The sequence below is a fragment of the Streptomyces sp. NPDC050085 genome (assembly GCF_044460595.1).
GTDB lineage: Bacteria > Actinomycetota > Actinomycetes > Streptomycetales > Streptomycetaceae > Streptomyces.
The window spans coordinates 1063294-1088968 of sequence record NZ_JBITJZ010000001.1 but is presented as its reverse complement, the minus strand read 5'-3'; the positions used below and the strand labels follow the sequence as shown (position 1 = coordinate 1088968).

Below are 25675 nucleotides of genomic sequence, written 5' to 3'. Positions count from 1 at the left end.
AGGTCAACGCTTTCACCCGTCGCCTCATGATGCCTCCGTCGTTCCGGTGGAGGGGCTGGTGTTGGTGCTCGGCTGCTCGTCAAGGGGCGCCGCGCTGTTGGAGTTGAGAGCATCGAGCCGTTCGCGGAGCAGCCGCACAGCCAACTCAACTGCCTCGGTGGGGTCGGCGGTGACGAGACGGATGTTGTCTTCTGAGATGGGGAGGACACTGACTCCGAACTGGTGCTCCGCAGCTCCAATGACAGGGAAACGTTCGTCATCGCGGGCGTTGAAGTCGTTCGTGCAGGAGAAGGTCAGCATGGTGGTCGAGATAGTGGGATAGAGGGTGCTCAGCAGCGGGTCGTGGCTCGCCGCCTGCAGCAGCTCCCACATGGAGGCCGTGTAGTGATCGGCATGTGGCGGGCGGTGCTGGTCCAGGAGGTCCTGCCACCAACCGCTCACATCGCCGGAGGTTTCGGCCTCCATGATGAGTCCCTCCCAGCCGGTCGCGTGTCAACGGTGTGGAACTGCAGGGTGATGCCTTGTCGCATGGCGCGTTTCGCTGTCAGTACGGGTCGGGGTCGTTGACGATGCCCGAACCAGGGCCTGGGGCCGCTATTCAAACCGCATGTCCCGCCTCTGCCGATGCGGTCCTTGTCTCAAGCGAACTGGTCCGATTTGCCTCTCGTCTCAGGCGATCGGGTTCAGCGGCAGAGCGCCATGATGGCATCGTCGAAGTCGGGGAACTCTCGTACGGCCTGCCCAATCACGGCAACTGCCGACGCCCGGTGAGCCGCTGCGAATTGTTCGGAAATGGCCGTCAGCTCACGATTGGGGCATGGGGTCCAGTCGGGCTCGGGGTTGTCCGACGTGGCTGCTTCCCATGGACCGAAGCCGTCGGCCAGCAGCCACAGAAAGGCGCCAAGGTTGCGGGCGACGACACCCGTCTCTCCTTCGGAGCCGAGAAAGACGACCGGCTGCTCGACCAGTGCCTGGCCTGGGCGGATCAGCCAGAATGCGACGGCCCCGCCGGTTCCGTCCTGGCCGAATACGCGGAAGTCGTCGCCGTTCAGCTCGCTGTTGCCGGTCCAGGAGCGCAACCAATCAGTGGTCTCTTCCGCAGTGAGGAAGGCTTCGTAAGGTTCGAAGTCGATACCGTCCTCGCCGATCCAGTCGAGTCGGACTGCCATGGCAGCGGCGAGGGCTGGGGGAAGGTTGCGGTGGTCTCTGTGCGACGTCACGCGAGCAGGCTAGCCACTGGTCGGCTCGGCGGGCACTGATTCTTGAAGGTCCCGCATCCGGGCCAGTTCGGCTGAGACGCCATCTGCGGTTCGCTCACCGGGACCAGATCAACCGAGATCGGTAGCATTCACGCGTCTCAACTGATCTGGTCGCTGCAGATCACCGGTTCGATCTGGGCCAGATCACTTGCGACGGGACCCCCCCCAACGTCATCAGCTACAACGCCCATGTGCAGTGCAGCATGCCGATAGCACGAGCGGGCCCCTTCACGCTGTCCTACAACGTGAACAGCATGGGGCACTGAGCCGCGGTTGATCAGGAAACGTGGCCTCAGAAGAGGGCAGGCCCCCTACTTCCGCTTCCGCGCCCGTTTTGGCCTTCGCTCAACGATCACCGTCTGAGGAGCAGCAGGCACTTCGTCATCAGATGCCGGCTCGAAGCGTCCTGGGGTCCTGCCGCGCATCGCCTCGACGTACGGCGGGAGTACGAAGCTCCGTTGGTCTCGATCGACCGGTACCTCTCCGAGGTGTCCTGAGGCGTCCCTGGCGCCGCGTGCGCCCCCTCTTCGGGCGAGCACTTCGAGCGTGCCGTGGATGCGATCGACCCAGTCCCCGCGATCGAGCTTGGGATGCCAGCGCTCCTCCCCTCGCTTGTGGTCCCAGGGAGGGAAGCCGAAGGCGTACGACCAGGGGACGGCCTCAGACAGGTACTTCTGCACGTGGTATCTGCCAGCGGCGGGCGCGGCGATCTCACGATCGCTGAGTTCCTTGACGACACCAGTAGGGATGATGGCGCAGCCGTAGTGGCGAGGCTCGGCGTGCTTGCAGTCCTGATATGAACCGAGACCGGGGCAGGCGTTCCACCGCGCGGGCGGGGCCCAGTATGTTCCGTCTTCGAAGGTGCCTTCGGGCCAGCCGTTGTAGAAGACGTGAAACGCGTAGCGGGCCTGGTCAGGGTTGCAGCCTTTGATCAACGTGTCGTATTGATACGCATCGTCGCCGGCTCCCGGATGCTTCAGCATCCGGTAGGTGTTGTCGTCGTAGGCGCGTTTCGCTTGGATACGTAGGCAGATCCATCCTGCCGCGTCGTCGCCGATCCACCATTCCCAGTCGGCTCCGGAGTCCCGCTCCTGCACCTGGTTGCTCTGGTAGGTCAGCAGCCCAGGGACCCGGCTCTGCAGAGTGAACAGCAGGTTGTCCGTGACGGATGCCTCGTCGAACCTGCGCCCGGGAAGTCGCCCGAACTCGATGCGCTTCCAGGTCTCTATCGCTGCCGTGTCCATGGCCGCGCACAGGTCATGGAGACTCTCTATCGCCACCCTCGTACCCTCTCACGACAGGAATCGTTCCAACTCGCAGTACGCCGGTGCTGGCGACCGTCAGGTTGTCCGGTGCGATGGATCCCTCGGGCCAGTGACCGGATGGGTGAGCTCTGGCGTGACGACGCGCTGGCTGTCCGGGGCGTCCAACAGGGGCAGAGCGGGACTGAGCGCGCCGTGGCCCCCGGGCCCTCGCCGGTGGCGCCCCGCAGTTGGCAGTTATTGCGCGCACGTTGACGAACTGCAGTTGCGCACAAGCCCCGTTGTTGCAGGGGGTATGCCAGACAGTGGTGGTTCTACCGGTGCGACCTGCGCGTAGGCACGCCGACGTTGTTCGTTGGATTGTCCTGGGCGGCGCAGCGGCTGATCTTCACCTTGGACCGGGTCGACCCATACAGGGCCCCTCGCCCTTCCCTTCGCGATGCCCGTGGAGGTTGGCGTGTGCGAGGGTGAGCAAGGCCAACTGATCGTTTCAGAATGAGACGGGCAGGCCGGACGGCCGCCGGTCGTCAACGCGTTGAAGGATCTGCGTAAACTCGCCGGTCCCGGTCAGACCATCGGAGACTCGGCTCATGCTGCTGATGTCGGCGTCGCAAACGATGAGCCCGTCCGAGCACTGGGCGGGTCGGCCGACAGTGGCGTGCCCGCCCCCCCCAACAGCGCATATGCCTCGACTCGGGCGCCTCTAGCTGGGGCAACTCCCGGCCGCTGCAATGAGAATGGCGTAACGCCGCCCTGAGAAGCGCGGCAAAGGTGACAGTGGGAGCCGCGTACGGTCTCAATACCGAGGCCGACGCTTTCGCCTCTGTCGCTTCATGACGTCTTCGTCGTTCCTGCGGAGAGGCTTGTTCGATCCAACGGGTGCTGCCCCGTCCGCTCACGCACGACGGGTAGCCGCGAGGTAACGGACCCCGCAAGTTCCCCCGAGCTGGCCAAGGCTGTCTACGCGGCCACCGGTAGCTGCTCATATCCAGCAATGGCTTCCGCGTACGGCTTGAGGTGCGGTTTCAACTTCCTACGCAGCAACTCAGCATCCCGGGGTGGGATCTCAAGTGTTGTGCGCCTGAGCTGCACGGCCCAACCGCGCGGGTTGGGAAACATGTCAAGGTCGGGCACAAGCTCTCGGAGGCTCAGACCTTCCCGGTACGGGGCAAGGCTCTGGATCCGAATGTCGCATCCGGTAATGAACTCTCGCTCTCCGAATCGCACCGGGTCCGTCAGGACACTCACTGGCGTGGCTACCACACCGCGCCCAATGAGGCGCCCTACGTCACGAGTAGGGCTTCTGAAACACCCGCGAGTTGTATAGAGCATGATCTCGTCACCTTCATGCACAGCGCGTGTCTGGCGTGTTCGCCCTGCTGGAAAAGCCATACGCTGCTCGGTCAGCACCCACCGCAACGCGGTGCGCTCACCAAGGATCACGAGATGGGTAGAGGCCACACGGATCACCTTATGGTACGTCGCTCGTCCGACAAACCTCCCGTGCGAGCTGTCGCGCCGCCTACCCCGCGGACCCTGCGGCTCCTCGGCCTGCCTCTTCAGCCCTTCAAGTTCAGCTCCGTGGAGATCACCCGTCTCATACGCTATGACTTGACGCGGAGACGCAGAGATGAAGTCTCAGTGTGTCCGCGATCATGCTCGGTTCGGAGCATGGGTGCTGGTCACCGTCTGGAGGTCGCTCCGCATGCCGTAGCTGACTCCCGAACTGTCAGTGCCCTCCTCCATAATCGGGGCACCGTCTTCAACGAAGGACCTCATCTCTGTGACGATCACTCAGCACGAGCTCGAATCCCGGCTGTGGGACGCCGCGAACGCGCTCCGCGGCCCCGTCGACCCGGCTGACTTCAAGACCTACGTCTTCCCGATGCTGTTCTGGAAGTGGATCAGCGACACCTGGGCCTACGAGCACGCCGCGGCGTTCGATGCGTACGGTAAGGATCTCGACGACGAGATCGAGGCCGACTTTCACCGGTTCGAGCTGCCGGAGGGCACGCTGTGGAGCGAGGTCACAGAGAAAGTCGCCAACCTCGGTGCGGAGATCGCGAAGACCTTCCAGCGCATCGAAATGGCCAACCCGCGCTCGCTCGCCGGCGTCTTCGGGGACGCCTCATGGGGCAACCAGGAACGCATCCCCGAGTCGGCCCTGCTGGGACTCATCCGAGCGTTCAACAAGATCAAGCTCGACCCGTCGACCGTCTCGCACGACCTGCTCGGCGCGGGCTACGAGTACCTGCTGAAGAACTTCGCCGACGAGTCAGGTAAGAAGGCCGGCGAGTTCTTCACACCCCGTGAGGTCGTGAACCTGCTCGTCGGGATCCTCCAGCCGGAGCCGGGCGAGTCCGTCTACGACCCGTCCTGCGGCTCTGGCGGGATGCTTGTCGCGACGATCAACCAGCTGCGAGAGTCCGGCAAGGACCACCGCACGCTCAGGGTGTATGGCCAGGAGATCAACCTGACAACGGCCTCGATCGCCCGGATGAACTTGTTCCTGCACGAGATCGAGGACTTTGACATCAAGCGCGGAGACACCCTACGTGCTCCGGCGTTTAAGGCACCCAGCGGTGCGGTCCGCCAATTTGATGCTGTGATTGCCAACCCACCCTTCTCGCTGGCGAATTGGGGAGCGGACCGCTGGTCCTCGGATCCACGAGCCATCTGCGGCGTGCCGCCGGCGAAGAACGGCGACTATGCCTTCGTCCAGCACATGGTCTCGTCGATGAAGCCCGGATCCGGTCGTGTCGGCGTGGTGATGCCTCACGGCGTGCTGTTCCGCGGAGGCGCAGAGGCGAAGATCCGCCGGGGCCTCATCGGTAAGGACGTTCTGGAAGCCGTCGTCGGGTTGCCGCCTAAGCTGTTTTACTCAACCGAAATCCCGGCGTGCCTGTTGATCTTCCGCGCCCAGAAGTCGGCTGCCCGAAAGGAGCACGTGCTCTTCATTGACGGCTCGGCGCGGTTTACCAAGGGTAAAAAGCAGAACTTGATGTCCGAGGATGACGTCAGGGCTGTTATTGAGGCGTACCGGGCAGGTAGCGACTCGGCGGGTGAGAGCGGTGCCAATGTCAGACTGGTGCCGCTTAAGGAGATCGAGCAGAACGATTTCGACCTGAATATCGGCCGCTACATCAAGGTCGCTGCAGAAGAAACCGCCGATCTAGGCACCGCGCTCGTAGCCTATGCCGACGCCAGGCAGCATCGCATCGACGCCGAGGCTGTCATGTTCGAGCGGCTTGCAGCGGCAGGGGTCGATTTGAGCATGTTCGAGGTGTCCAGTGAGTGAGTGGGAACGGGCCCGGCTCGACGAGGTTGTGGCACTGGATGTCGACGCGGTCCCGATCACAGAGACGGCCTCCTACGACATCGTCGGTGTCTTGAACCGCGGTCGGGGCCTGTTGCTCCGGGAACCGATTGGTGGGGATGAGACCTCGTACAAGACGCTGAATCGCATCCGGCCGAACCAGATCGTCTACAGCCGCTTGAAGGCATTCGAAGGAGCGATTACGGTCGTCCCAAGCGATCTAGGCGAGGTCTACGCGTCGCAAGAGTTTCCCACATTCACGTGTGGTGAGCGAATGCTTCCCGAATACTTCCGACTCCTTACGACCACAAGACGACTGTGGGAGCAACTGCAGGCATTGTCGACCGGCATGGGCGGCAGGCGCGAACGGGTCAAGCCCGCTGATTTTTTGACAATCGAAGTCCCTCTCCCGCCTATTTCGGAGCAGCGTCGCATCGTCGACGTTATGGCAGCGGTGGAAGCGCAGATTGACGGGTTGGGTGTCGAGAGGCAGAAGGCAGCCTCATTGCTAGCCCTCGTTCGCAACGCACATCCGGACGGTCCCGAACGCGATCTACGCAGCATTGTTTTTGGGATCCATGGCGGCAAGAGCGTTCAAACTTCGGATGGAAAGCCGCGAACCGGAGATCCGACCGTCCTGAAACTGAGCGCAATTCAATTGGGCGCCTTCGTGGCTTCCGAAGTAAAGAAGCTTGTTGACCTGACGGGCTACACTGAAGCCCACCTAGTGGCAGAGGGCGACCTACTTATCACTAGGGCCAGTGGTTCCTTCGATCGCGTCGGCCTTGCTGCCATCGCGCGAAATGTGGCCCGCCAAACCTACCTGCCTGACCTTATCTGGCGAATTCAAACAAAGCCCGATGTTTGCCAGTCGGCTTATCTGGCGCATCTATTGTGCTCCCCGTCAGTGCGCTCAACTATCACAGCATCAGCGCGCGGGACCGCATCGATGAGAAAGATCAATAAGGCCATCTTGGGTTCTCTGCGTCTACCGATCCCGTCGCTTGAGGATCAGTCCAAGTATGTTCAGCACTGTGACGCTGTCGCATTCGCAGTAGAAGACCTGGATCTGGAGCTCGCCAACCTCCGCGCCTTCCGTTCCGCGCTTCTGGCCTCCCTCCTCAACCAGGAAATCGAGATTCCGCAGGATTACGACGCTCTGCTTGAGGAGGTGTCCTGAGATGGGTTGGACGGAAGCAAGCACGATCCAGCGTTCATTGCTCGAGTGGGCTGAGGAGGCTGGTTGGGAACGCCTCCAAGGGGACGAATTGCCGCGCGATGAGCATGATGTCATCGTCGAGGACTGGGCACGCGAAGCCTTGCTCGCGCTGAACCCAGAGCTGGTACACGACCGCGAGTCGACGGACCTCGTTCTGCATGAACTCAATCAGGCTGTCCTCGATGCGCACAACGGGCTCGTTGCGGCCAACGAGCGGCTGACCGTGATGCTTCGTGGCGACCACTCATTCACAACCATCGACGGTAGGCATGTGCCTCGTCGGCTGATCGACTTTAAAGATCTCAACAATAATCGCTTCACGGTCGCTGACGAGGTCACCATCAGCGGTGCGGCCAAGCCGCGCCGTTTCGACGTCGTGTACTACGTCAATGGGTTTCCGCTGGTCGTTGCCGAGACCAAGACGCCTGTGAAGCATCAGGTCTCGTGGGTCAACGCCGCGAAGGACCTGTACGACGTGTATGAGGAGGAGTACCCGAACTTCTTCGCGCCGAACGTCTTGAACGTCGCCACCGAGGGTCTGGAGTTCCGCATGGCTCCGGTCCGTGCTGTCCCGGACCCCGACTCCGAGATCTGGGCCCCGTGGGGGGCCACTGAGGACGACCCAAAGACCATCACAGGCCCGGCTCGAGTCGAGCGGGCCGCCCGCTTGCTGTTGCGGCCGGAGACAGTCCTGCCGATCCTCAAGGACCTGGCGATGTTTCGTCACGCTCGGGACGCCTCCGAGGTCGACATCAAGTTCTTGCCTCGTTACCCGCAGTTCGAGGCCGCGCTGGCGATCCAGGCCAAGGTGCTCGCCAGCCGTCCTGGCGGACTGATCTGGCATCACCAGGGATCGGGCAAGACCGAACTCATGGCGTTCGCCGCCGCCCGTTTGCTGCGCGATGACGCGGTCACGGAGGCGTTCGGGAGCGCGCCGACGGTTATCGTGATCGCCGACCGTAAGGATCTGGTCCGGCAAACGGCGGAGATGTTCGAGACTGCTGGCATGCCGCGGATGTCGGTGCCCGGAAACCGGCGGGAGCTGCACGCTCTGCTGCGCAGCGGTGAGCCGGGCGTGGTCATCACGACCGTGCACAAATTCGCTGAGGCTGGCCATCTGAACAACCGGTCGAACATCGTCGTCCTCGTCGACGAGGCACACCGCTCGCAAGAGGGGAAGTTCGGCGAGGCGTGGCGCGCGGCGGTGCCGAACGCGAAGTTCTTCGGTGCAACGGGTACGGCGGTTGAGGATAAGGACCGTTCGACGTTCAAGCTGTTCGGCGACCCTGACGACCCGGATTTTGTGATGTCGCGATACACGCCGGAGCAGTCCATCGCCGACGGGTTCACCAAGCCAGTGATCGTGGAGGGCCGGGCTGTCGGGTTCAACCTCGACAAGGAAGCCCTGGACGAGGCATTCGACGAGCTGGCCGCAGAGGAGGGCCTGGACGAGGAGGAGAAGGTCTTCCTGTCGGGGAAGGCGTCCCATATCGAGACGATCCTCTCCAACCCCGAGCGCGTGGCTGCTGTGTGCGCCGACATCGTCGACCACTTCCTTACCTACGTCGCTCCTCTGGGGCAGAAGGCTCAGGTCGTGGCCTATAACCAGCGCCTTGTGATCGCGTATGCCAAGGCGATCAAGGCTGAGCTGGAGCGCCGTGCTGCAGTCATGCCGGACGGACGACTCCGTGAGGTCGGTGTGGTGATGCACGTTGTCGATAGCAAGGAGACCCCCAAGGAGCACAAGAAGTACCTCCTCACTCCGGATCAGGAGGAGGAGCTCAAGCGCCGCTTCAAGAAGGTCGATGACCCGATGTCGTTCGTCGTCGTCACCGCGAAGTGGATGACCGGCTTCAATGCGCCCATTGAGGGCGTGCTGTATCTCGACAAGCCCGCCAAGGGCACCAACCTCTTCCAGACGATCACACGGCCTAACCGTCCGTGGAAGAACCCGGTCACCGGTCAGCGCAAGGACTTCGGCCGGGTCGTCGACTACATCGGACTCGCAAAGGCCATCGGCAAGGCAGTCGCCGGCCCGAAGGTGAGGGATGACGACGACGAGGTCAACATCACCGACGCCTCCAAGCTGGCGGGGAAGTTCGTCGCCGACCTCACACGCCTGCTGCATCTGTTCAGCGGCATCGACACCAGTGACTCGTCATTCGAGTCACTCGCCGAGGCCCATGAGCGGATCCCTGAAGGCGGCGCGCAGCGCACCGAGTTCATTGAGAACTACGTCGCGCTGCAGACGGTGTGGGAGTTCCTCGACCCTCACCCGATGCTCCAGCCGTTCAAGAGACAGTACTTCTGGCTCGCGAAGGTGTACGAGTCGATACGACCCAAGGACGTCTCCAAGGCGTTCCTCTGGGCGCGTCTCGGCGCGAAGACCACTGACCTGATTCACGGACACATGAGCGATGTGGGCGTGAAGTCGATGCCGTCGAAGACAGTCACGCTCGACGCTGCCGGCCTGGAGCTCGTCAAGAAGATCGCCGAGCAGCTGAATCTCTCGGGTCAGCAGTCGCCGGAATCGAAGACCGACGACGTGTACCAGGAGGTCCTCGACTCCATCGAGGCGCGCCTCAGGCGTCGGCTCGCCGATACTGAGAGCCCGGCGTACCGGTCGCTGGCGGAGCGGATCGAGAAGCTCCGTGCCAAGGCGATCGAGAACGTCGAAGATTCCCTGGCGTTCCTCGAGGCGGCACTGAAGATCGCTCAGGACGTGGTCGCCGCAGATCGAGCAGCGGAACAAGGCGACCAGACGGCGCTCGACCGGCTGGCCGATCCGAAACGCGGGGCGCTTACCCAGATCGTCGCGGAGAACACACCGCCCGGGCTGCACAAGATCGTCCCCGACATAGTCGCGCGGATCGACTCGATCGTTGTCGAGGTCGCCTATGCTGGGTGGAACGCGAGCGACGCGGGAGACAAACGCGTTCGTCGCGAGCTGCGTTCCGTCTTGAAGGAGTACAGCTTGCCCATCAAGGGCGAGCTGTTCGACCGCACGTACGAGTACGTGCGAGAGAACTATTGAACGACGTCACGATTGGGGCCATCGCAAGGTGGCCAAGTTCTGCGTCCGTCAAGTTGAGCCGAGGTTCGACATACGCCTTGGCACCCCGGCAGGCCAACTAAGGTGTGCCGGGGCGTCGTTGTAGCCCTCGTCAGCCGATGCCGACGGTAGATAGGGCGGTCGTCCAGTTGGTGGCGATGGCGTGGCGGGCGTCGTCGAGGGAGACCTGGCCGGAGCATACGGCGGTCTTGAGCTTGTTCTCGATGGTGTCTTTGTTGCCGGCTGTCTTCCCGCCGGCCGTGTAGCGGGGCTCGGGCCACAGGTTCTGCGGATCCCGTGGCGCCCCGCCCAGTTCCAACGGCACGAGGTGATCTTCCTCGTAGTCGGCGGTGCTGGTGTCGCTGTACCCGTACTCGGCGATCTGCTGGACCTTCAACGGGTTCGTGTACGACGTCGGCGGGCGCACGGTACTCGTCCAACCGGACACGCAAATCGTCGAGTTGATCGTCGACTGGGTCACGTCCGGGTTGTACGCGCCGGGCTGGCAGGAAGGGTCGGGCAGCGGCAGGTAGGACTGCGAACAGGAACCCGCGGCCGTAGTCGTGGTGGTGGCGTGGGCGCTGGCGGCGGTCAGGACCAGGCCCGCGGTCGCGAGGGTCAACGCACAGGCGGCGGACGCGAATCGGAAAGACGGACGCATGTGGGGGGCCTCCGGTGTGGGGCCCGGCTTGATGCCGGGCGACTGACGGCATGACACCACCCAGGTGGTCTATGCGAGTAGAGCGTGAGCGTGAACAACCGGCGACCAGTACAGAATTTGCCCGCCAATGGGATGCCCGTGGCGGAAGACGGCTGGAGAGGATCCGTGCAAGCCGGGCGCCAAGGGGCGGCACATCATGCGGGAGCGCCACGATTGCGTGGCGAGTGGAGGGCGTGAACAAGCCGTCTGCGTAGGGTAGTTGCGTACCTTGGGCTCCCCGGTGGCGACGGTTGCGGGGCGGGTGGAGGGAAGGGCGGTATGAGCCTCAAAGGGAAATTCTGGCTATTGGTGGTGGTCGTGGTGATCGGTGTGTGGATCGGCGTCACACATCCCTCCCACCCGTGACCGCACGTTGGCGCCGACGCATCCAGCGTCTGCCTGACAACCTCGCCGCGTGAGCCGGGGCCTGGTGCAGGCGCGTCTGTTCGCGGAAGTCGCCATGGCCCGCCGCCCGTTGCTGCGAGTCTGCGGAACGAGGTCCGGGGCGCGTCCGCAGTGGGCTAGGAAGCTGCCTGTCAGTGGCAGCCGGTATGAATCTGTTGAGCAGCGCGAAGTGATCGCGTGCGTAGACAGGTGCGGGAGGCCGAGGGTGACGGACCAGCCGGTGTTCGTGGTGGGCGAGGAGTTGCAGGCGCTGGAGGTGGCCGGGTTCGAGACCGAGGCGGAGTTCCAGGAACTGCTGGCACGGCACCCGCGGGTGCTGGACTTCGGGACCCTGTCGGACGGGCAGCCCGTGCGGCTGACGCTCGTGGCGCGGGAGATGGGAGTGGCCACGAGCGCGGAGAGCGGGCCCGCGTACCGGCTGGACCACTTGTTCGTGGACGGCGACGGCGTGCCGACCCTGGTGGAAGTCAAGCGGGCCACGGACACGCGGATCCGCCGCGAGGTGGTGGGGCAGATGCTCGACTACGCGGCCAACGGCTCGCAGTACTGGCCCGCGGCCGTGTTGCAGCGGAAGTTCGAGGAGACCTGCACGGCCGACGGCCAGGACCTCGCGGAGGCGTACGCGCAGCTGATCGATCCGGAACGCGCGCCGGAGGATTTCTGGGCTGGGGTGGAGGAGCGGCTGGCTGCGGGGCAGATGCGGCTGCTGTTCGTGGCCGACCGGATTCCGGTCGAGCTGCGGGCGATCGTGGAGTTCCTCAACCGGCAGATGCGGCACACCGACGTGTACGCCGTGGAGTTGACTCAGTACCGCGGCGCGGGGGAGTTGAAGGTACTCGTGCCCCGGGTGTACGGGGAGGTGGCCACAGCCGCGAAGACGCCGGCGGGGCAGCGCCGCCCGGTCTGGACGCGCACCGCCGTGGAGGAGGCGCTGGAGAACGGCTGCACCATGGAGGTGCGCCAGGTGGTACAGGACCTTGTGGAGCATGCGACGCGGCGCGGAAAGCTGGTCGGGGGCAACGCCACGTACCCCAGTTTGAACCTGCATTACCGGGTCCCGGGACGCTCCGTGCCGTTGCCGGTGGGAACGCTGTCCTTGCGTGAGCCGGGCGTTGACGAGCGGTTGGCCTTCAACTTCGGCGCCATTACCAATCATCTGGGCCTGGAGGTGACGACGGTGTTCGCGCAGGCGCTGCCCACCGTGGGCGGGTTGGAAGAGAAGGTGGCCGCAGAGCAGGAGACTGGCTTCAAGGGCTGGAAGGAAGTCCCGTTGGCGGTGCTGGCCGCCGAGCCCGGCGCGGTCGAGCAGATCCAGACCGCGATCGACAAGCTCCTGGACGCCCAGGACGCAGTCCCCGAACACGGCATCTGAGGGGCGGGGTCGGGATCCGGCCGCCTGTCTCGATCTGCGTTGCCTCTGCAACGGGTGATGGGAGAGGATGTTCGGCGAACTGTGCAACACGTGATACGCACGAGCCGCCAGATGCCGCACGAGGCATGCGGCGGCGGGAGTGGAGGGGGAACGGCATGAAGTTCGACATGGGGTCGACGACACTGTCGACGCTGACGCGGAGCACCGACGGATCACATGGTGATCTGGGCACGCTGATCCAGCAGCTGATTGCTGCCGCCCAGCCGTTGGAGGGCAAGTTCAACGGTGAGGGCAAGGCGATGTTCGACTCGTTCAAGCAGCACGCCGACGGCATCACCGCGGAGCTGAACGGTTCGCTGGCCTCGATCCTGGGCGGCCAGTCCGGCATGGACACCGCGTTCGGCACCGGTGATGTGGAGCAGTCGGACAACGCCAAGCACAACATGGGCGCCGCCAACTTTGATGCGGCCCGCTTTAGCGGCTGACCGCCGCACGATCGACATCACACGGGGAGAGTGAAACATGGCAAGTCAGGACCGCCGCTCGTACGACACCGGTGCTTCGGCTGAGGTGCAGGGCGGGCTGCAGGGCATCATCGGCCGCCTGGAAAGCGTGCTCGGGGACCGCGACCGCGCGGTGAAGGCGGCGATGGCCGACTACCAGGCCGACGGTGTTTCGGATGAGTACCACGGCAAGGAAATCCGCTGGAACAAGGCGGCCAACGAGGTCCGCGACATCATCCGCCTGGTGCGCACCACGCTGGAGCAGAACGACGGCACCGCCCAGGCCACCCTCGCCAAGGCGAAGGCCGCGGTCGACAACATCGGCTGACTCCGCTGCGGCTCGGTCGGTATGGGTGAAGTGAAGTGGATGAGTTTTAACGGGGGTTCGGCGTGACAGGGTGGGACATTGCCTCGTCCGGGGTGGAGTTCGTGACCGGCCTGGTCGAGATGGCCATGGATGACATGAACAAGGACATCAAGGCGTACGGCACGGACGTCGAGAGCGCCGGCACGTCGGCGGGCACGATCAGCGGCGCCTACTGCGGCACGGTGCCCACCGGTCCGATCAAGGCCGCGCTGCAGATCTTCGCCAGCGAGACCTTGGAAGATGTGCTGCGCCTTCCCGCGCGGGCGGCGAAGTCGGTCAACGGCGCCCGTGAGGCGACCGGCTACTACATCCTCGGCCACATTGAGATGGCCGCCCATGCCCAGCACAACGCCTTGGCCGCCCCGAAGATCGACATGCCGGGCCAGGGCAAGGGTGCGGGCCACGGGCAGGAAGGCGGCACCAAGTGATCCAGCCGTCCGGGATCCCTCAGTTCACCGGGGACTTCGACCAGCTCGACAAGGACGTCTCGGCGCTGCAGAGCGACGCCATCGGCATCCGTAACGGCGGTGAGGATGTGCACTCCCGCTTCCAGATGCTCGGCGCGTTCTACAAGGCGCCCGAGGCCGACCAGTTGTTCGCCACCACCCGGCCGGTCATGGACGGCTCCGACACCTTCGCCACGAAACTGGAGAAGGTCGCCGGCGCCTTGGACACCTACTCCGCCGAGGCCCGCCCGCTGGCCGCCAAGCTCAAGCAGCTCAAGGCGGACGCGATCGCCTTCGTCGACAGTGTCGAAGGCGACGACGACTGGACTGAGGACGAGGACAAGGTCCACCGCCACCAGGCACTCATGGACGGCGTCAGTACGACGCAGCATGCCTTCCAGGAGGCCGAGCGCCGCGCCGCCACCACCATCTCCGCCCTGGTGGGCGGCCCGAAGTTCATCACCGACGATGGGTATCACACCGTCAACAAGAAGACGGTGATGTACGGCTACGACCTCAAGACGCTCGAGCACGCCAAGGAATTGCCCTGGGGCGTTCAGGAGGAGCGGACCTACGAGCCGTGGAGCGCGGCCTGGTTCGGGCACGGCGCGAAGAGCTTCTTCTGGGACGGCATCGTCAAGGACAACATCGTCGGCGGCCTGGACGGACTGTGGACTCTGGTCGGCGGACACGGCGGCGACCGCGCCGGCGATGCCTGGGGCGGGCTCGGAGACGTCCTCGGCGGCATCGGCCAGTACGTCGCCTCCCCCTATGACTGGGTGATGGACAAAACCATCGGCCCCGGCCCCGCTGATCCCACCTCGGATCGGCAGAAGAAGGCCGCGAAGGAGTTTTTCAAGAGCCTGGTGGCCTGGGACAAGTGGGACGAGAACCCGGCCCGCGCGGCGGGCACCGTCGTCTTCAACGTGGCCACCCTCGGCGCCGGGCCGCTGGCCGTCGCGTCCAAGACAGCCGAAGCCGGTGCGGTGGCCAAGACCGCGGGCATCGCCGCCAAGGTCGGCGAGTTCATCGACCCGGTCAACGTCGGCCTCAAGGCCACCGGCCAGGCCGTCAGCAAGCTGCCCAAACTCTCCGACCTCACCTCACGCCTCCTGCCTGCGACGAAAGCCGGCACTGTGGACGCGCAGGGCGTGCACAGTGTCATCGAGCTCAGCGACGGCTCCAAAGTCCTTGTCAAGGACGGCCAGTTCATCGCCTACGACAAGAACGGCAAGCTCGTCCCCGACGAGTCGAAGACCGAACAGCCCCGCACCGGCAGCGCACCCGAACCGGACTCCGTTCGGCAGCCCGCCATGGCGGGCGCCGCCTCACGCACCCCGAACGCCACCGCGCACGCTGGCGACGACCTGGCCTCTGGGGCAGGACGCGACGCGACCGCGGGTCACAGCAGTGCGCACAACTCCACTCCGTCGAGCGGTGATGCGGCGGGTAGTGCCGACGGCCGACACGGGGCAGGATCGGATGTGCCGCCGCCCCGGAGTGGCAGCGGCGCTGCAGGGCATGGTGGCGGCACAGATGGCGTCGGTCGAGGTGGCCACGACGGGCCTGACGCCGGTGATCAGTCCGCCTCTCATCGAGCTGGTATGTCGGACGAGGAGATCCTTAAGAGGCAACTCGACCGAGCGAACTCTGACCCTGAGTGGGTCAAGAAGCACTACTACCCTTCCGGTCGGAGGCGCTCGATCGAGGGCGAGGACGAATTTGGCGACCGGCTGTCGCAGATGTATCGCACCGGTGACCCGAACCGGCCGTGGACGGCGAATCTGGACACGGTGCGCGCGGTGCACCACCCAGGTGCACATGTTGGAGACCCTGCGACGGTCGCTCCCGAACACCGTCCCACGCTCGATTCCGACGCGGTGCGGCGGCGACACGCCATTGATGCCGATTTGGTCGCAGAAAAGAAGAAGCAGGCTGCTCAGGCGCATTACGATGCGCACAAGACACCTGAAAATGAAGCAGCCCTTCACGATGCCGTAGCGGAATATAAGGAAACTCACACCGAGGTTCGGGATTCGGCGGAGGAGCTGGGGGAAGATTCCGCAAGGTATCATGCGGTTCCGGATCATTTCCCTGGGTCCACTCGACTTGATGATGGAAGCCGCGGCAGATTCAAGTTCGACCAAATCTGGAGAACACCGTCTGGTCGCTATGTAGTGGTCGAAGCCAAGGCGTCTACCACTACTGAACTGGGTAAGCGTATTCTGGGCGACGGGCGGGAGTACCAGCAAGGGACCCGAGAATATTTCGAAGCTACGCTGCTCAAGATGGAAGAGCGCGGGGAAACCGATTTGGCGGACCAATTGGCAGAGGCGCTCGAAAAGGGAAATCTCGACTACGTTGAGGTTAGGGCCAACCCGGTCGGGGATCAGTATCGTGGCTACGTATTGAAGTACTTCAACATCGGCAAGGGGCGCTAAAGGATGTCCGCTTACGTGCAGCGGCACGAGTTCTCTGTGGAGGGGCTCGCGGAGCGCGCAGTGAATCTCGACCGGAGCGCTCGCCGGAAGATCGACAGGCTGGAGGAGTCGCCGAGCGGGTTCAATCTTGCGTTCGGTAGCTCCCTACTCGCGGCCCAGATGCACTGCGCGGTCGATCCGCGCGCCAACGATCTCCCCACCTGGGAGGCATGGGTCACCGCGATGCAGGTGGGTTCTGCTCTCTTCGCCTCGGCCACCGCTGATGGACCGGACATCGAGTGCCGGATCGCGGACAAGGCGCGAGCCATTCCCGCCTTGAACGGCCCACAGCACTTCACCGACCCAGGTACCTGGCTGAACGCGTTCTGGCTCGCGATCATCTGCCGTGAGCAGGACCGCCTGCTCCAGCTGGTCAACGTGCCGGTCGAGCTGCTGCGCGCGTCGGGCGCCGTGTTCGACGAGTACATCTACGTATGGGTGGAGGCCCTGCAGACCGCCTGGCGGCAGGGCGGCGATGTGGGCGCTTTGCTGACCGCGGCGATGGACGGCACCTCGCCCGAGTCGATCCAGGTGGCAGACGCGGACTTGGTGCTCAAAGTCCTGTATCCCCCGATTAACCTGTTCTACCGCTACCTCGCCCGTGAGCCCGAGCAGTTCAACGAGGCCCTGCGCGACGCGCTGCGCTGGCACAAGGTTTACTGGAGTCAGGATGAGGAGCGGGCCACCAGCAGCGCGGGTTTCGTCGCTGTTGGTCCTCTCGCCATGGCCTGCCTGGCCCTCGACGCAGGGTTCCCGGTCGAGGTCGAATCCGAGTACCTGCCCCAGCACCTTCTTCAGCGCGCCTGGGTGGGAGAGTTCGAGACGTGAGCATGCAGGGGATCGGCACCGGACGGCTAGTGACCGCCTGTTGTGGGCATGCCAGTGAGGTCCCCCTATGACCGCGCAGGATTACGACAGTCAGCTGCTGGAGTCGGTGGCGGTGCGCCGTCGTCGGCTGCGTGATGCGGTGTTGTTCGGTGCGCAGCGTCAGCGGCGGTCGTGGGACGAGCGGCTGGGCAAGGTGTTCGCCGGGATCGTGATCGCGGCGGTGGTGTGTGCGGGGTGCGTGGGCTGGTCGTTCATCTCGCACCGCGTGATCGGTAAATCCCCCTACGGGGTGTCCGGCACGACGACCACACCGCCTCCCGCGCCTTCGGTGTCTCCTTCTGCTTCTTCTCGGTGATTGGTTGAACGCGTGATGTCTACGGGCTCTTTGAGCCGCACCCTGGTCGACGGCCATACGGCCCTGAGCCGGGTGACGCTGATCGGTGAGCGGCGCCGGATTGACCTGGTACTCCCCGCACGCGAGCCAGTCGGGTTGTTGTTGCCGGAGGTGCTGCGGCTTCTGGACGACCAGGTGGGGGCGCGGCCCGAGCTGCGGCACCTGATCACCGCGGACGGCTCGGCGCTCGCCCACGACGCCACCCTGGAGTCGGCGGGGGTTGTCGACGGTGCGGTGCTGCGGCTGGTCCGCGTCGAGGACGCGCCGTCGGCTCCGGTTGTTCATGACGTGTCCGATGAGAGCGCGGACGATCTCGGCGTGCGCGCGTGGCGCTGGCGCCCTGCCGTGCGGCGGATAGTCGCTGGGTTGGCGAGCATTGTGTGGGCAGTGGCCGCAGCCGTTCTGGCTCGGGGGCAGTTCACGTTCTCGGCGGTCGCCGCGGGCTTGTTGACGGTGGCGGTGCTGTCATGGGCCGCCGGCGCCCTGGTGGGGCGCACCGGTCGGCAGGCGCCGGCCGCAACCTTGATCGGTGCGGGCGGCGCGCTCGGTGTGCTCAGTGCCTGGACGTACGCGGATGCCCATGCGTGGAGTGGGGCGGCCAGGCTGGCCGGGGTCGCCGGTGCGGTGGGGGTGTCCTTGCTGTTGGCCGCGTGGTTTACGCGGCTGGGGCGCGGCGCTCTGCTCGGCGCCGGGGGCCTCTTCGGTGTGGTGGTGCTGTGGGAGGCCGCGCTCGCTGCCCAGGGCGGTGCTCCGGGTAGTGCAGGTCTGTCGCGTGCCGGGGCGTTGGTAGCCGTCGTGTGCGTGGTGGCCTTGGGTGTGCTGCCGCGTGTCGCATTGATGGCATCCGGGCTGACCGGTCTGGATGACCGGCGCACCGGAGGTGCGTCGGTGAGCCGGTATGAGGTGGGCACGGCGCTGGCCGCGTCGCATCGCGGGTTGACGCTGGCCACCTGCGTGCTTGCTGTTTCGTCGGCAGCGGCAGGGGTGTTGGCAGTGCGTGAGGTGTCAGTGTGGACGGTGCTGTTGAGCACCGTGATGCTGACGGCGCTCGCGCTCCGTGCCCGGGCCTTCCCACTCATCGCCCAGGTGGTAGCGCTGCTGATCGCCTCCGGTGTGGTGCTGCTCGTGCTGGTGGTGCACTGGCTGCATCGCGGACCTGCCGCCGGACCACTGGCCGCGCTCGTGGTGTTGGCGCTGTTCCCTCTGACAGCGCTGGTCGTGGAGCCGGCGGAGCATGTGAGGGTGAGGCTGCGACGCCTGGGTGATGCGATCGAGTCGCTGGCGGTGATCTCCATGTTCCCGCTGGTGCTGGGCGTGTTCGGGGTGTACGAGCGGCTGCTGGGCACCTTCACGTGAGAGGCACGGCAGGACACAGGCGGCGTAGGACGGATGGGTCGGTAGATCGGTATGGCTGGGGAGAGTGACTGGCAGCACGCGCTGCTGCGGGACTTGGGCACCGATGCCCCGAGCCGACCTGTGCTCGAACAGAGCGCCGGGGCCACCGGTCCCGAGTCCGCAGCGCCCGCCCCGCCACCGGACCACGAGCCTGCCGCCCCAGCGGCCCCTCCGGTGCCGCGGCAGAGCCACAGTGCGAATCTGCCCGGTCCGGTACCGCAGTCGGTACCGGCCATCGACCCACGTCTGTTGATCGCTCTGGGCGGGCCGCAGCACGGTGACTCGCTCACCCGGCGCGCCGGTGCGGGGCTGCGCCGTCTGGCGTCGTCGAGTGGCCAGGAGGTGGCCGAGCAGACGCGGCTGGCCCGTGAGGTGCAGCAGCCCGTCACCACCGGCCGGGTCATCGCGGTGACCTCGATCCGCGGCGGGGTCGGCAAGTCGACCGTCTCCGCCCTGCTGGGCCGCACGTTCAACCACTACCGGCACGATCCGGTGCTCGCGCTGGAGGCGGATGCCGCCCTGGGCTCGCTGCCGACCCGGCTGGGGGCAGAGGCGGTGCGCTGGTCGTGCGCCGATATAGCCCAGATCCTCACCCCCGCGATGCAGCTCACCGATGTGACCGGGTATCTGGTGCCGGTCGCGGACGGCGGCTGGCTGCTGCCCGCCAGCCACGGCCGCGTCGGCGCCCCGCTGGACATGCGCACCTATCGCACGGTCACGCTGGCGCTGCGCCGCTACTTCGGGGTGACGGTGGTGGACTGCGAGTCGCTGCCCGGCGAGGTCGCGCGCACCGCGATGGACACCGCGCACGTACGCATCGTGGTGGCGCCGATGACGGCCGAAGGGGTACATGCCACCCGGCAGGTCCTGGACTGGCTGGCCCAGCTGCCGCACGCCGCACTGGAGACGACCGTCGTCGTCCTCAACACCCAGTCCGCGGACGCGTCGCTGGACCCGGAAGTGGCCGCGGGGCATCTGCGTCTGCCCGGCGTCCCGGTGGTGCAGCTGCCCTATGACCGCCATCTCGCCCAAGGAGGGCCCATCCACACCGACCGGCTCAGCCGAGGCGCGAGAGAGGCGGCCGTGCAGCTCGCGGCCGAGGCGATGCGGCGGGCGGTGAGCGTGCGATGACCCAGCACCTCGTACACCGCCCCGCCCGCTCCGCCCGGCCCCTTGCGGCGGCGGAGGCGCGGGCGATCGAGCCGCCGCCGAACCTGCCCGAAGGCAAGATCGGTAACGCGGCGACCGCGCTGCTGCCGATGGCCGGGGTGATGAGTTCCGTGGTGATGATGACGATCATCCGGAACAGCCAGTTCGCCGCGCTCGGCGCGATCGTCCTGGTCGCCGCCCTGTTCGGCGCGGTTGCCCTGTTCCTGTCCCAGCGCGGCAAGGCGACGCGGACGCGGCGGGTGCAGCGGGAGCGGTATCTGGAGTATCTGGAGGAGCTGCGCGAGGAGTTGAGCACCGCCGAGCGACAGCGGCGTGACGCTGCCCGGCTGCTCAACCCGCCGCCTGCGGCCCTGTACGACCTGGTGCGCGATCCGGCCCGGCTGTGGGAGCGCCGCCGCCTGGACGCGGACTTCCTCCAGGTACGGGCCGGGGCGGGTGATGTGGCGGTGCAAGAGCTCACCGTCACACAGAACAGCACGGGCGGGGTGCTGACGCCGCCGGACCCGTTCATGCTGAATGAGGCCCGTGCACTGCAGCAGCGTTTTACGACGGCCGCGGACTTCCCGCTCACCGTCCCGCTGGACCGGGCCGGGAATGTGAGCATCATCGGCGCGCGCGAGGACGTCCTGCGTGTGGCCCGCGCCCTGCTGACCCAGGCCGTGGTCATGCACGCCCCCGACGACGCTGGACTCGCCGTGGCCAGCGGTGACGAGGCGCAGTGGGCGTGGGCCAAGTGGCTGCCGCACACGCTGGATCCGCACACGTTCGACGGCCCGCTCCCGGCCCGTCGCATCGCCCCCACGCTCGCCGGGCTGGCCCGCCGCTGCGCGGTCGATCTCGGGCAGCGCGCCGGGTACGCGGCCGAGGTCCGCCGCGGACTTGCGGCCCGCGACGCCTTGAACATGGCGGCGCGCCTGCTGGTGGTCAGCGACACGCACGGCCAGGTCGCCGCCGAACTGCCGCGCCCGGACGAGGCGGTGAGCCTGCCCGACATGGGCGTCACCGTCCTCCACTTGCTCGAGCAGCAGGTCCACGAACCCGATCACATCAGCGTCCGGATCACCGTGCACGGGGACCAGATCGTGGTTGACGACCTGCGCACCCCCACCCCGGTGTCGACGGTGGGTGTGGTCGACGAGGTCAGCATCGCCGGCGCGGAGGGCATCGCCCGCATGCTGGCGCCGCTGCGCCTGTCCGCCGAGTCGGCCGCCGAGGGCACCCCGGTGTCCGGGCCGGTCGACTTCCCGGCCCTGCTCGGCATTGAGGACGCGGGGCGCCTGGACCTGAAGCGGCTGTGGGCCAAGCGCACCGAACGCGACTTCCTGCGCGTGCCGATCGGACTGACCGACCGCCACCAACCCGTCCTCCTCGATCTGAAGGAGTCCTCGCAACTGGGCATGGGCCCCCACGGCTTGTGCGTGGGCGCCACCGGCTCGGGCAAGAGTGAGCTGCTGCGCACCCTCGTCCTCGCATTGGCCGCCACGCATGCGCCCGAGGACCTGGCCCTGGTGCTGGTCGACTACAAGGGTGGCGCCACCTTCGCCCCGTTCACCCAGCTCCCGCACGTCGCCGGGATGATCACCAACCTGGAGAACCAGGCCGGGCTCGTCGAGCGCGTCCACGCCAGCTTGGCGGGAGAGGTCAAGCGGCGTCAGCAGGTCCTCAAGGACGCCGGGAACATTGCCGACATCGGCTCCTACGCCCACCTGAGGGCCACCAGCCGCCCCGACCTGGAGGCGCTGCCGCACCTGTTCGTCGTGATTGACGAGTTTGGTGAACTGATCACCGCCAAGCCGGACTTCATCGACCTGTTCCTGTCGATCGGCCGGATTGGCCGCTCGATCGGCGTGCATCTGCTGCTGTCCAGCCAGCGCATCGAGGGCGGCAAACTCAAGGGCCTGGACACTTACCTGTCTTACCGGCTGGGTCTGCGCACCTTCTCCGCCGACGAATCCCGCACCGTGCTGGAGACCACGGACGCCTTCCACCTGCCGCCGCTCCCGGGTTTCGGCTATCTGAAGGTCGACACCTCCACCTACGAACGCTTCAAAGCCGGATACGTCTCCGGCACCTACCACGGCCCCACCCACAGCGACGACGAACGCGAGCGGGGACCGCTCGCCCGCCCCTACCTCACCTACAACAGCCCGCCCACGTCCGACGCGCCTGCCAACGAGCCCCGAGCCACGCCGCGCGAGAGCGGTCCGAGTCTGCTGTCGGTCATGGTCGATCAACTCGCTGCGGCGGCCCCGCCGGTCCGCCGCATCTGGCTGCCGCCGCTGCCCGAAGCCACCACCCTGGACGCGGCCGCGGGCCCGCTGGAGGCAGATGCGGGCGGGCTGCGCCTGCCGCGGCCGCGCACCCCGTTGCAGGTGCCGATCGGCACCCTGGACGATCCGACGCGGCAGTGGCAGCAGCCCTGGCACCTGGATCTGACCACCGCCGGCGGCCACACCGCGATCATCGGCGGCCCCCAGTCCGGCAAGACCACCCTGCTGCGCACCCTCGCCCTCTCCCTCGCACTGACGCACACCCCGGCCGAGGTCGCCGTGTACGGCATCGACCTGGCCGGGGGCGGCCTGTCCGCACTCGCGGATCTGCCGCATGTCGGTGGCATTGCCTCGCGCGCCGACCACGAGCGCGTGGCCCGCACGGTCGCCGAGGTCCGCGCCCAGCTCGCCGCCCGCGAGGTAGCCTTCCGCCTGGGCGGGATCGACTCCCTCGACCAGCTGCGCCGCCTGCGCGCCCAAGGGCGGCTGCCCGAACTCGGTGCCACCGACATCGTGCTGCTCATCGACGGCTTCGGTGCGCTGCGCGATGAGTTCAGTGACCTCGACGACCAGGTCGCCGAACTCCTCAAGCGGGGCAGCGCCTACGGCATCCACGTCATCGCCGGAATGCTGCGCTGGAACGATGTCCGCATCGCCACCCAGTCGATGTTCGGCGCCCGCATCGAACTCCACCTCAACGATGCGAGCGACTCCTCCATCGACCGCAAACTCTCCGAAACCCTCGACGCCGACACCCCCGGCCGTGCCCTGACCGACGGCAAACTGTTCGCCCAGGTTGCCCTGCCCCGCATCGACCACCAGCCGGATACGAGCGACTTGGGCGCGGCGGTCGAACGCACCGCGCGCACTATCCGCGCCTCCTGGAGCGGCGAACTCGCCCCACCCGTCCGCATGTTGCCCACCCAGCTGCCTGCGACGCAGCTGCCCACCGTGGCAGCGGAACCGGAGCGGGTGCCGTTCGGCGTCGACCAGGACACCCTCAGCCCGGTCCTGCTCGACCTGTTCGGCACCGACCAGCATCTGCTGATCCTTGGCGACAACGAGTGCGGCAAGACCAACCTGCTCACCCACATCGCCCGCGAACTGACCGCCCGCTACACGGACAAGGAACTGGTCTTCGGGATCTTCGACCCGCGCCGCGGCCTGCGCGGGGTCATCCCCGAGCCCTACCGTGGCGGCTACGCCCACAACGCCACCCTCGCCGACGCCCTCGCCACGGGCATCAGCACTGAGCTGGCCAAACGCCTGCCCGAGACCGCCGACCCGGACAACACCGAGGCCGAACCGAGCTTCAGTGGCCCGCGCATCGTCATCCTCATCGACGACTACGACATCCTCACCGCAGCAGGCCAACAACCCCTCGCCGCGTTCCTGCCCTACATCTCCTCCGCCCAGGACATCGGCCTGCACTTCGTCATCGCCCGCCGCACCGCAGGATCCGGCCGCGCCCTGTACGAACCGCTGCTGACCGCGCTGCGCGAGACCGGCACCACCGCCCTGGTCATGGCGGGCGAACGCGCTGAAGGGCAGCTGTTCCCCGGCCTGTACGCCTCCCACCAGCCGCCCGGGCGCGGCATCCTGGTCCGCCGCGGCCGCGGCCACCAGCTCATCCAGACCGCCCTCAGCGTTGAAGAGACCCCGTGACCAAGGACGCCATCGCCCTCACCCCCACCCTGCCGGACTGGACCACCGTGCTGGCCGGCCTGTACGCGGGCGGCCCCGACCTGCGCGTGGGCACCATCGCCGAGGGCGCCGTCATCCAACTGTGCGCAGCCGACGGGCGCCCGCTGGTCTCCATCGAGGCACCCACCCTCGTCCACACCCGCAGCGAGATCGACCGCCTCCTCGGCATCCCCGCACCGCCCGGAGACGGACCCGTGTGGTGGACCGAGGCCCGCGCCTCCACCGCCATCGCCGAAGCCGAACACCTCGCCGCCTCCTTCGCCGGACGCGTGGCCACCGTCCTCGACGGCACCGTCTGGCCCCACCCAACCCCCACCACCGACGTCGTCCCCCTGGACACCGACATCACCGCGGTTCCCGTCCCCGACACCGGGATCCCGGCTGTCGACGTCCTCACCGAGCGCGCCGCCGTGATCATCCAGGACCGGCCCATCGTCCCGCTGACCACCTGGCTCTCCGACGCCCTGCACGTGGCCGCCGACACCGACCGCGCCTTCCAGATCGTCACCCCACCCACCAGCCGCCTCACCCTTCCACTGCGCACCGCGCTACGCGGACTGCCCAACCGCTGGGTCATCCAAGACCCCGAACTCGGCCTCTATGACGGGCTGTCCGGAGCCCAACTCCACTGGAAGAACGGCATCTTCACCCCGCAGGCCGACGACAGCGGACAGGCCCCGATCGCGAGGCCGTTCCAACACGTCGACAACAGCGGCGAACGCCAACTCCTCATCAACATCCGCACCCGCCACGCGCCCACGGCCGACCTACAACTCGGCGGAGCCGTCGAGACGGCATTCCTCCACCTGACCGGCGCACCACCAGCAGGATGGAGCACCGCCGAACCGATCAACCTGCCCTGGTCCACACGCCAGTTGACCGAACTCGCCCGCTCCCGCGCACCCCAGCCCACCCTGCTCACCGCCGTCGGGCAGAACAACCGCCCCGCTCTGGCCACCGTGCGCGTGCTGCGTACCCCAACCGGGGTCGAGGAAGATATCGCCCTGACCATCGGCTACGCGAGCGACGAGCTGCCGGTGCAGGAGATCGGGACCCTTGCCACGGAACTTGACGCCGACCACGGCCTCGCCAGCCTGCTCGCCTCCGTACGTACGGCACGTGGCGACCTCACCGTCCCGCCGTATTTCGAACCTCCGCCCCTGCCCCTCACCCTGACGCTGGGCCACGTGGAGACACGGACTATCAACCGCGACCTCGCCGAACACCCGCCAGGCATCGATCCACCCATCACCCTCGGCCCGCCATCCGAGCCTGTGCTTCATTACCGCATCAGCGACGGAAACGATCCCCAAGGCTGGGAGACCCTGCAGCGCCTGACGAGGCACCTGCAACAAGCCTGAGCTGCACGGCTGTTGGCGCGAATCGATGTGGCAGGAGAGCCCAAGATGGCCGCGGAGGCTGTGCTGCCTGGAGATCGACACCGTGCAAAAGGCGGCGGCGAAGACGGTGGAGCGGGCGGACGAACAGGCATAGCCGGGACGGCAAAGGAGAAAGATCCGTTGCTCGTAGCTT

General features: G+C 66.4%; 18 protein-coding genes. 14 read left to right on the top strand and 4 right to left on the bottom strand.

Features of this window, described 5'->3' with window-relative positions; genetic code table 11:
* Nucleotides 1–24 precede the first annotated feature (24 nt).
* The 3 genes from ACIBUY_RS04615 to ACIBUY_RS04605 form a co-directional block, all read right to left on the bottom strand.
* Nucleotides 25–465, bottom strand: coding sequence for a DUF6193 family natural product biosynthesis protein (locus tag ACIBUY_RS04615; protein WP_399151776.1), 441 nt, complete (start codon nt 463–465; stop codon nt 25–27).
* Between the two features lie 218 nt (nt 466–683).
* Nucleotides 684–1169, bottom strand: coding sequence for an SMI1/KNR4 family protein (locus ACIBUY_RS04610; RefSeq protein ID WP_399152157.1), 486 nt, complete (start codon nt 1167–1169; stop codon nt 684–686).
* Between the two features lie 401 nt (nt 1170–1570).
* Nucleotides 1571–2539, bottom strand: a complete 969-nt coding sequence (locus tag ACIBUY_RS04605; protein ID WP_399151775.1) for a DUF6615 family protein — start codon at nt 2537–2539, stop codon at nt 1571–1573.
* 1765 nt (nt 2540–4304) lie between these two features.
* Between ACIBUY_RS04605 and ACIBUY_RS04600 the strand changes: the two genes are divergently transcribed.
* Genes ACIBUY_RS04600 through ACIBUY_RS04590 form a run of 3 tightly spaced genes read left to right on the top strand, consistent with a single transcriptional unit; the run spans nt 4305 to nt 10090 of the window.
* Nucleotides 4305–5819 carry an N-6 DNA methylase gene (locus ACIBUY_RS04600; RefSeq protein WP_399151774.1) on the top strand — a complete coding sequence of 505 codons (1515 nt, stop codon included), beginning with the start codon at nt 4305–4307 and terminating at the stop codon, nt 5817–5819.
* Nucleotides 5812–7017: a restriction endonuclease subunit S gene (locus ACIBUY_RS04595; RefSeq protein ID WP_399151773.1), complete on the top strand. Its 1206-nt coding sequence runs from the start codon at nt 5812–5814 to the stop codon at nt 7015–7017. The genes ACIBUY_RS04600 and ACIBUY_RS04595 overlap by 8 nt, the downstream gene beginning before the upstream one ends.
* A gap of 1 nt (nt 7018) precedes the next feature.
* Nucleotides 7019–10090 carry a type I restriction endonuclease subunit R gene (locus ACIBUY_RS04590; RefSeq protein ID WP_399151772.1) on the top strand — a complete coding sequence of 1024 codons (3072 nt, stop codon included), beginning with the start codon at nt 7019–7021 and terminating at the stop codon, nt 10088–10090.
* 130 nt (nt 10091–10220) lie between these two features.
* Here the strand turns inward: ACIBUY_RS04590 and ACIBUY_RS04585 are convergent, their stop codons facing one another.
* Complete coding sequence (locus ACIBUY_RS04585) at nt 10221–10769, bottom strand: hypothetical protein (RefSeq protein WP_399151771.1); 549 nt, start codon at nt 10767–10769, stop codon at nt 10221–10223.
* A gap of 649 nt (nt 10770–11418) precedes the next feature.
* Here ACIBUY_RS04585 and ACIBUY_RS04580 point away from each other — a divergent pair.
* The 11 genes from ACIBUY_RS04580 (at nt 11419) to ACIBUY_RS04530 (ending at nt 25503) form a co-directional block, all read left to right on the top strand.
* Nucleotides 11419–12585: a hypothetical protein gene (locus ACIBUY_RS04580; protein WP_399151770.1), complete on the top strand. Its 1167-nt coding sequence runs from the start codon at nt 11419–11421 to the stop codon at nt 12583–12585.
* Between the two features lie 155 nt (nt 12586–12740).
* The gene (locus ACIBUY_RS04575; protein ID WP_399151769.1) at nt 12741–13070 is read left to right on the top strand and encodes a hypothetical protein; all 330 of its coding nucleotides are present in this window, start codon (nt 12741–12743) and stop codon (nt 13068–13070) included.
* A 37-nt stretch (nt 13071–13107) separates the two neighbouring features.
* Nucleotides 13108–13416, top strand: coding sequence for a pore-forming ESAT-6 family protein (locus tag ACIBUY_RS04570; RefSeq protein WP_399151768.1), 309 nt, complete (start codon nt 13108–13110; stop codon nt 13414–13416).
* 62 nt (nt 13417–13478) lie between these two features.
* Nucleotides 13479–13883 (top strand): DUF6507 family protein, encoded by a 405-nt coding sequence (locus ACIBUY_RS04565; RefSeq protein WP_399151767.1) that lies wholly within the window; start codon nt 13479–13481, stop codon nt 13881–13883.
* On the top strand, nt 13880–16342 hold the full coding sequence (locus ACIBUY_RS04560; protein WP_399151766.1) for a hypothetical protein: 2463 nt from the start codon (nt 13880–13882) through the stop codon (nt 16340–16342). The genes ACIBUY_RS04565 and ACIBUY_RS04560 overlap by 4 nt, the downstream gene beginning before the upstream one ends.
* A 3-nt stretch (nt 16343–16345) precedes the next feature.
* Nucleotides 16346–17209: an immunity 49 family protein gene (locus ACIBUY_RS04555; RefSeq protein ID WP_399151765.1), complete on the top strand. Its 864-nt coding sequence runs from the start codon at nt 16346–16348 to the stop codon at nt 17207–17209.
* Nucleotides 17210–17276: 67 nt separating this feature from the next.
* Complete coding sequence (locus tag ACIBUY_RS04550; RefSeq protein WP_365567964.1) at nt 17277–17564, top strand: hypothetical protein; 288 nt, start codon at nt 17277–17279, stop codon at nt 17562–17564.
* 30 nt (nt 17565–17594) lie between these two features.
* A complete protein-coding gene (eccD, locus tag ACIBUY_RS04545) occupies nt 17595–18959 on the top strand; it encodes a type VII secretion integral membrane protein EccD (RefSeq protein ID WP_399151764.1) in 1365 nt (454 codons plus the stop codon).
* A gap of 51 nt (nt 18960–19010) precedes the next feature.
* The gene (locus ACIBUY_RS04540; protein WP_399151763.1) at nt 19011–20129 is read left to right on the top strand and encodes a CpaE family protein; all 1119 of its coding nucleotides are present in this window, start codon (nt 19011–19013) and stop codon (nt 20127–20129) included.
* The gene (eccCa, locus tag ACIBUY_RS04535) at nt 20126–24103 is read left to right on the top strand and encodes a type VII secretion protein EccCa (RefSeq protein ID WP_399151762.1); all 3978 of its coding nucleotides are present in this window, start codon (nt 20126–20128) and stop codon (nt 24101–24103) included. The genes ACIBUY_RS04540 and eccCa overlap by 4 nt, the downstream gene beginning before the upstream one ends.
* A complete protein-coding gene (locus tag ACIBUY_RS04530) occupies nt 24100–25503 on the top strand; it encodes a DUF6177 family protein (protein ID WP_399151761.1) in 1404 nt (467 codons plus the stop codon). Before eccCa ends, ACIBUY_RS04530 begins: the two co-directional genes overlap by 4 nt.
* The last annotated feature ends 172 nt before the right edge of the window (nt 25504–25675 follow it).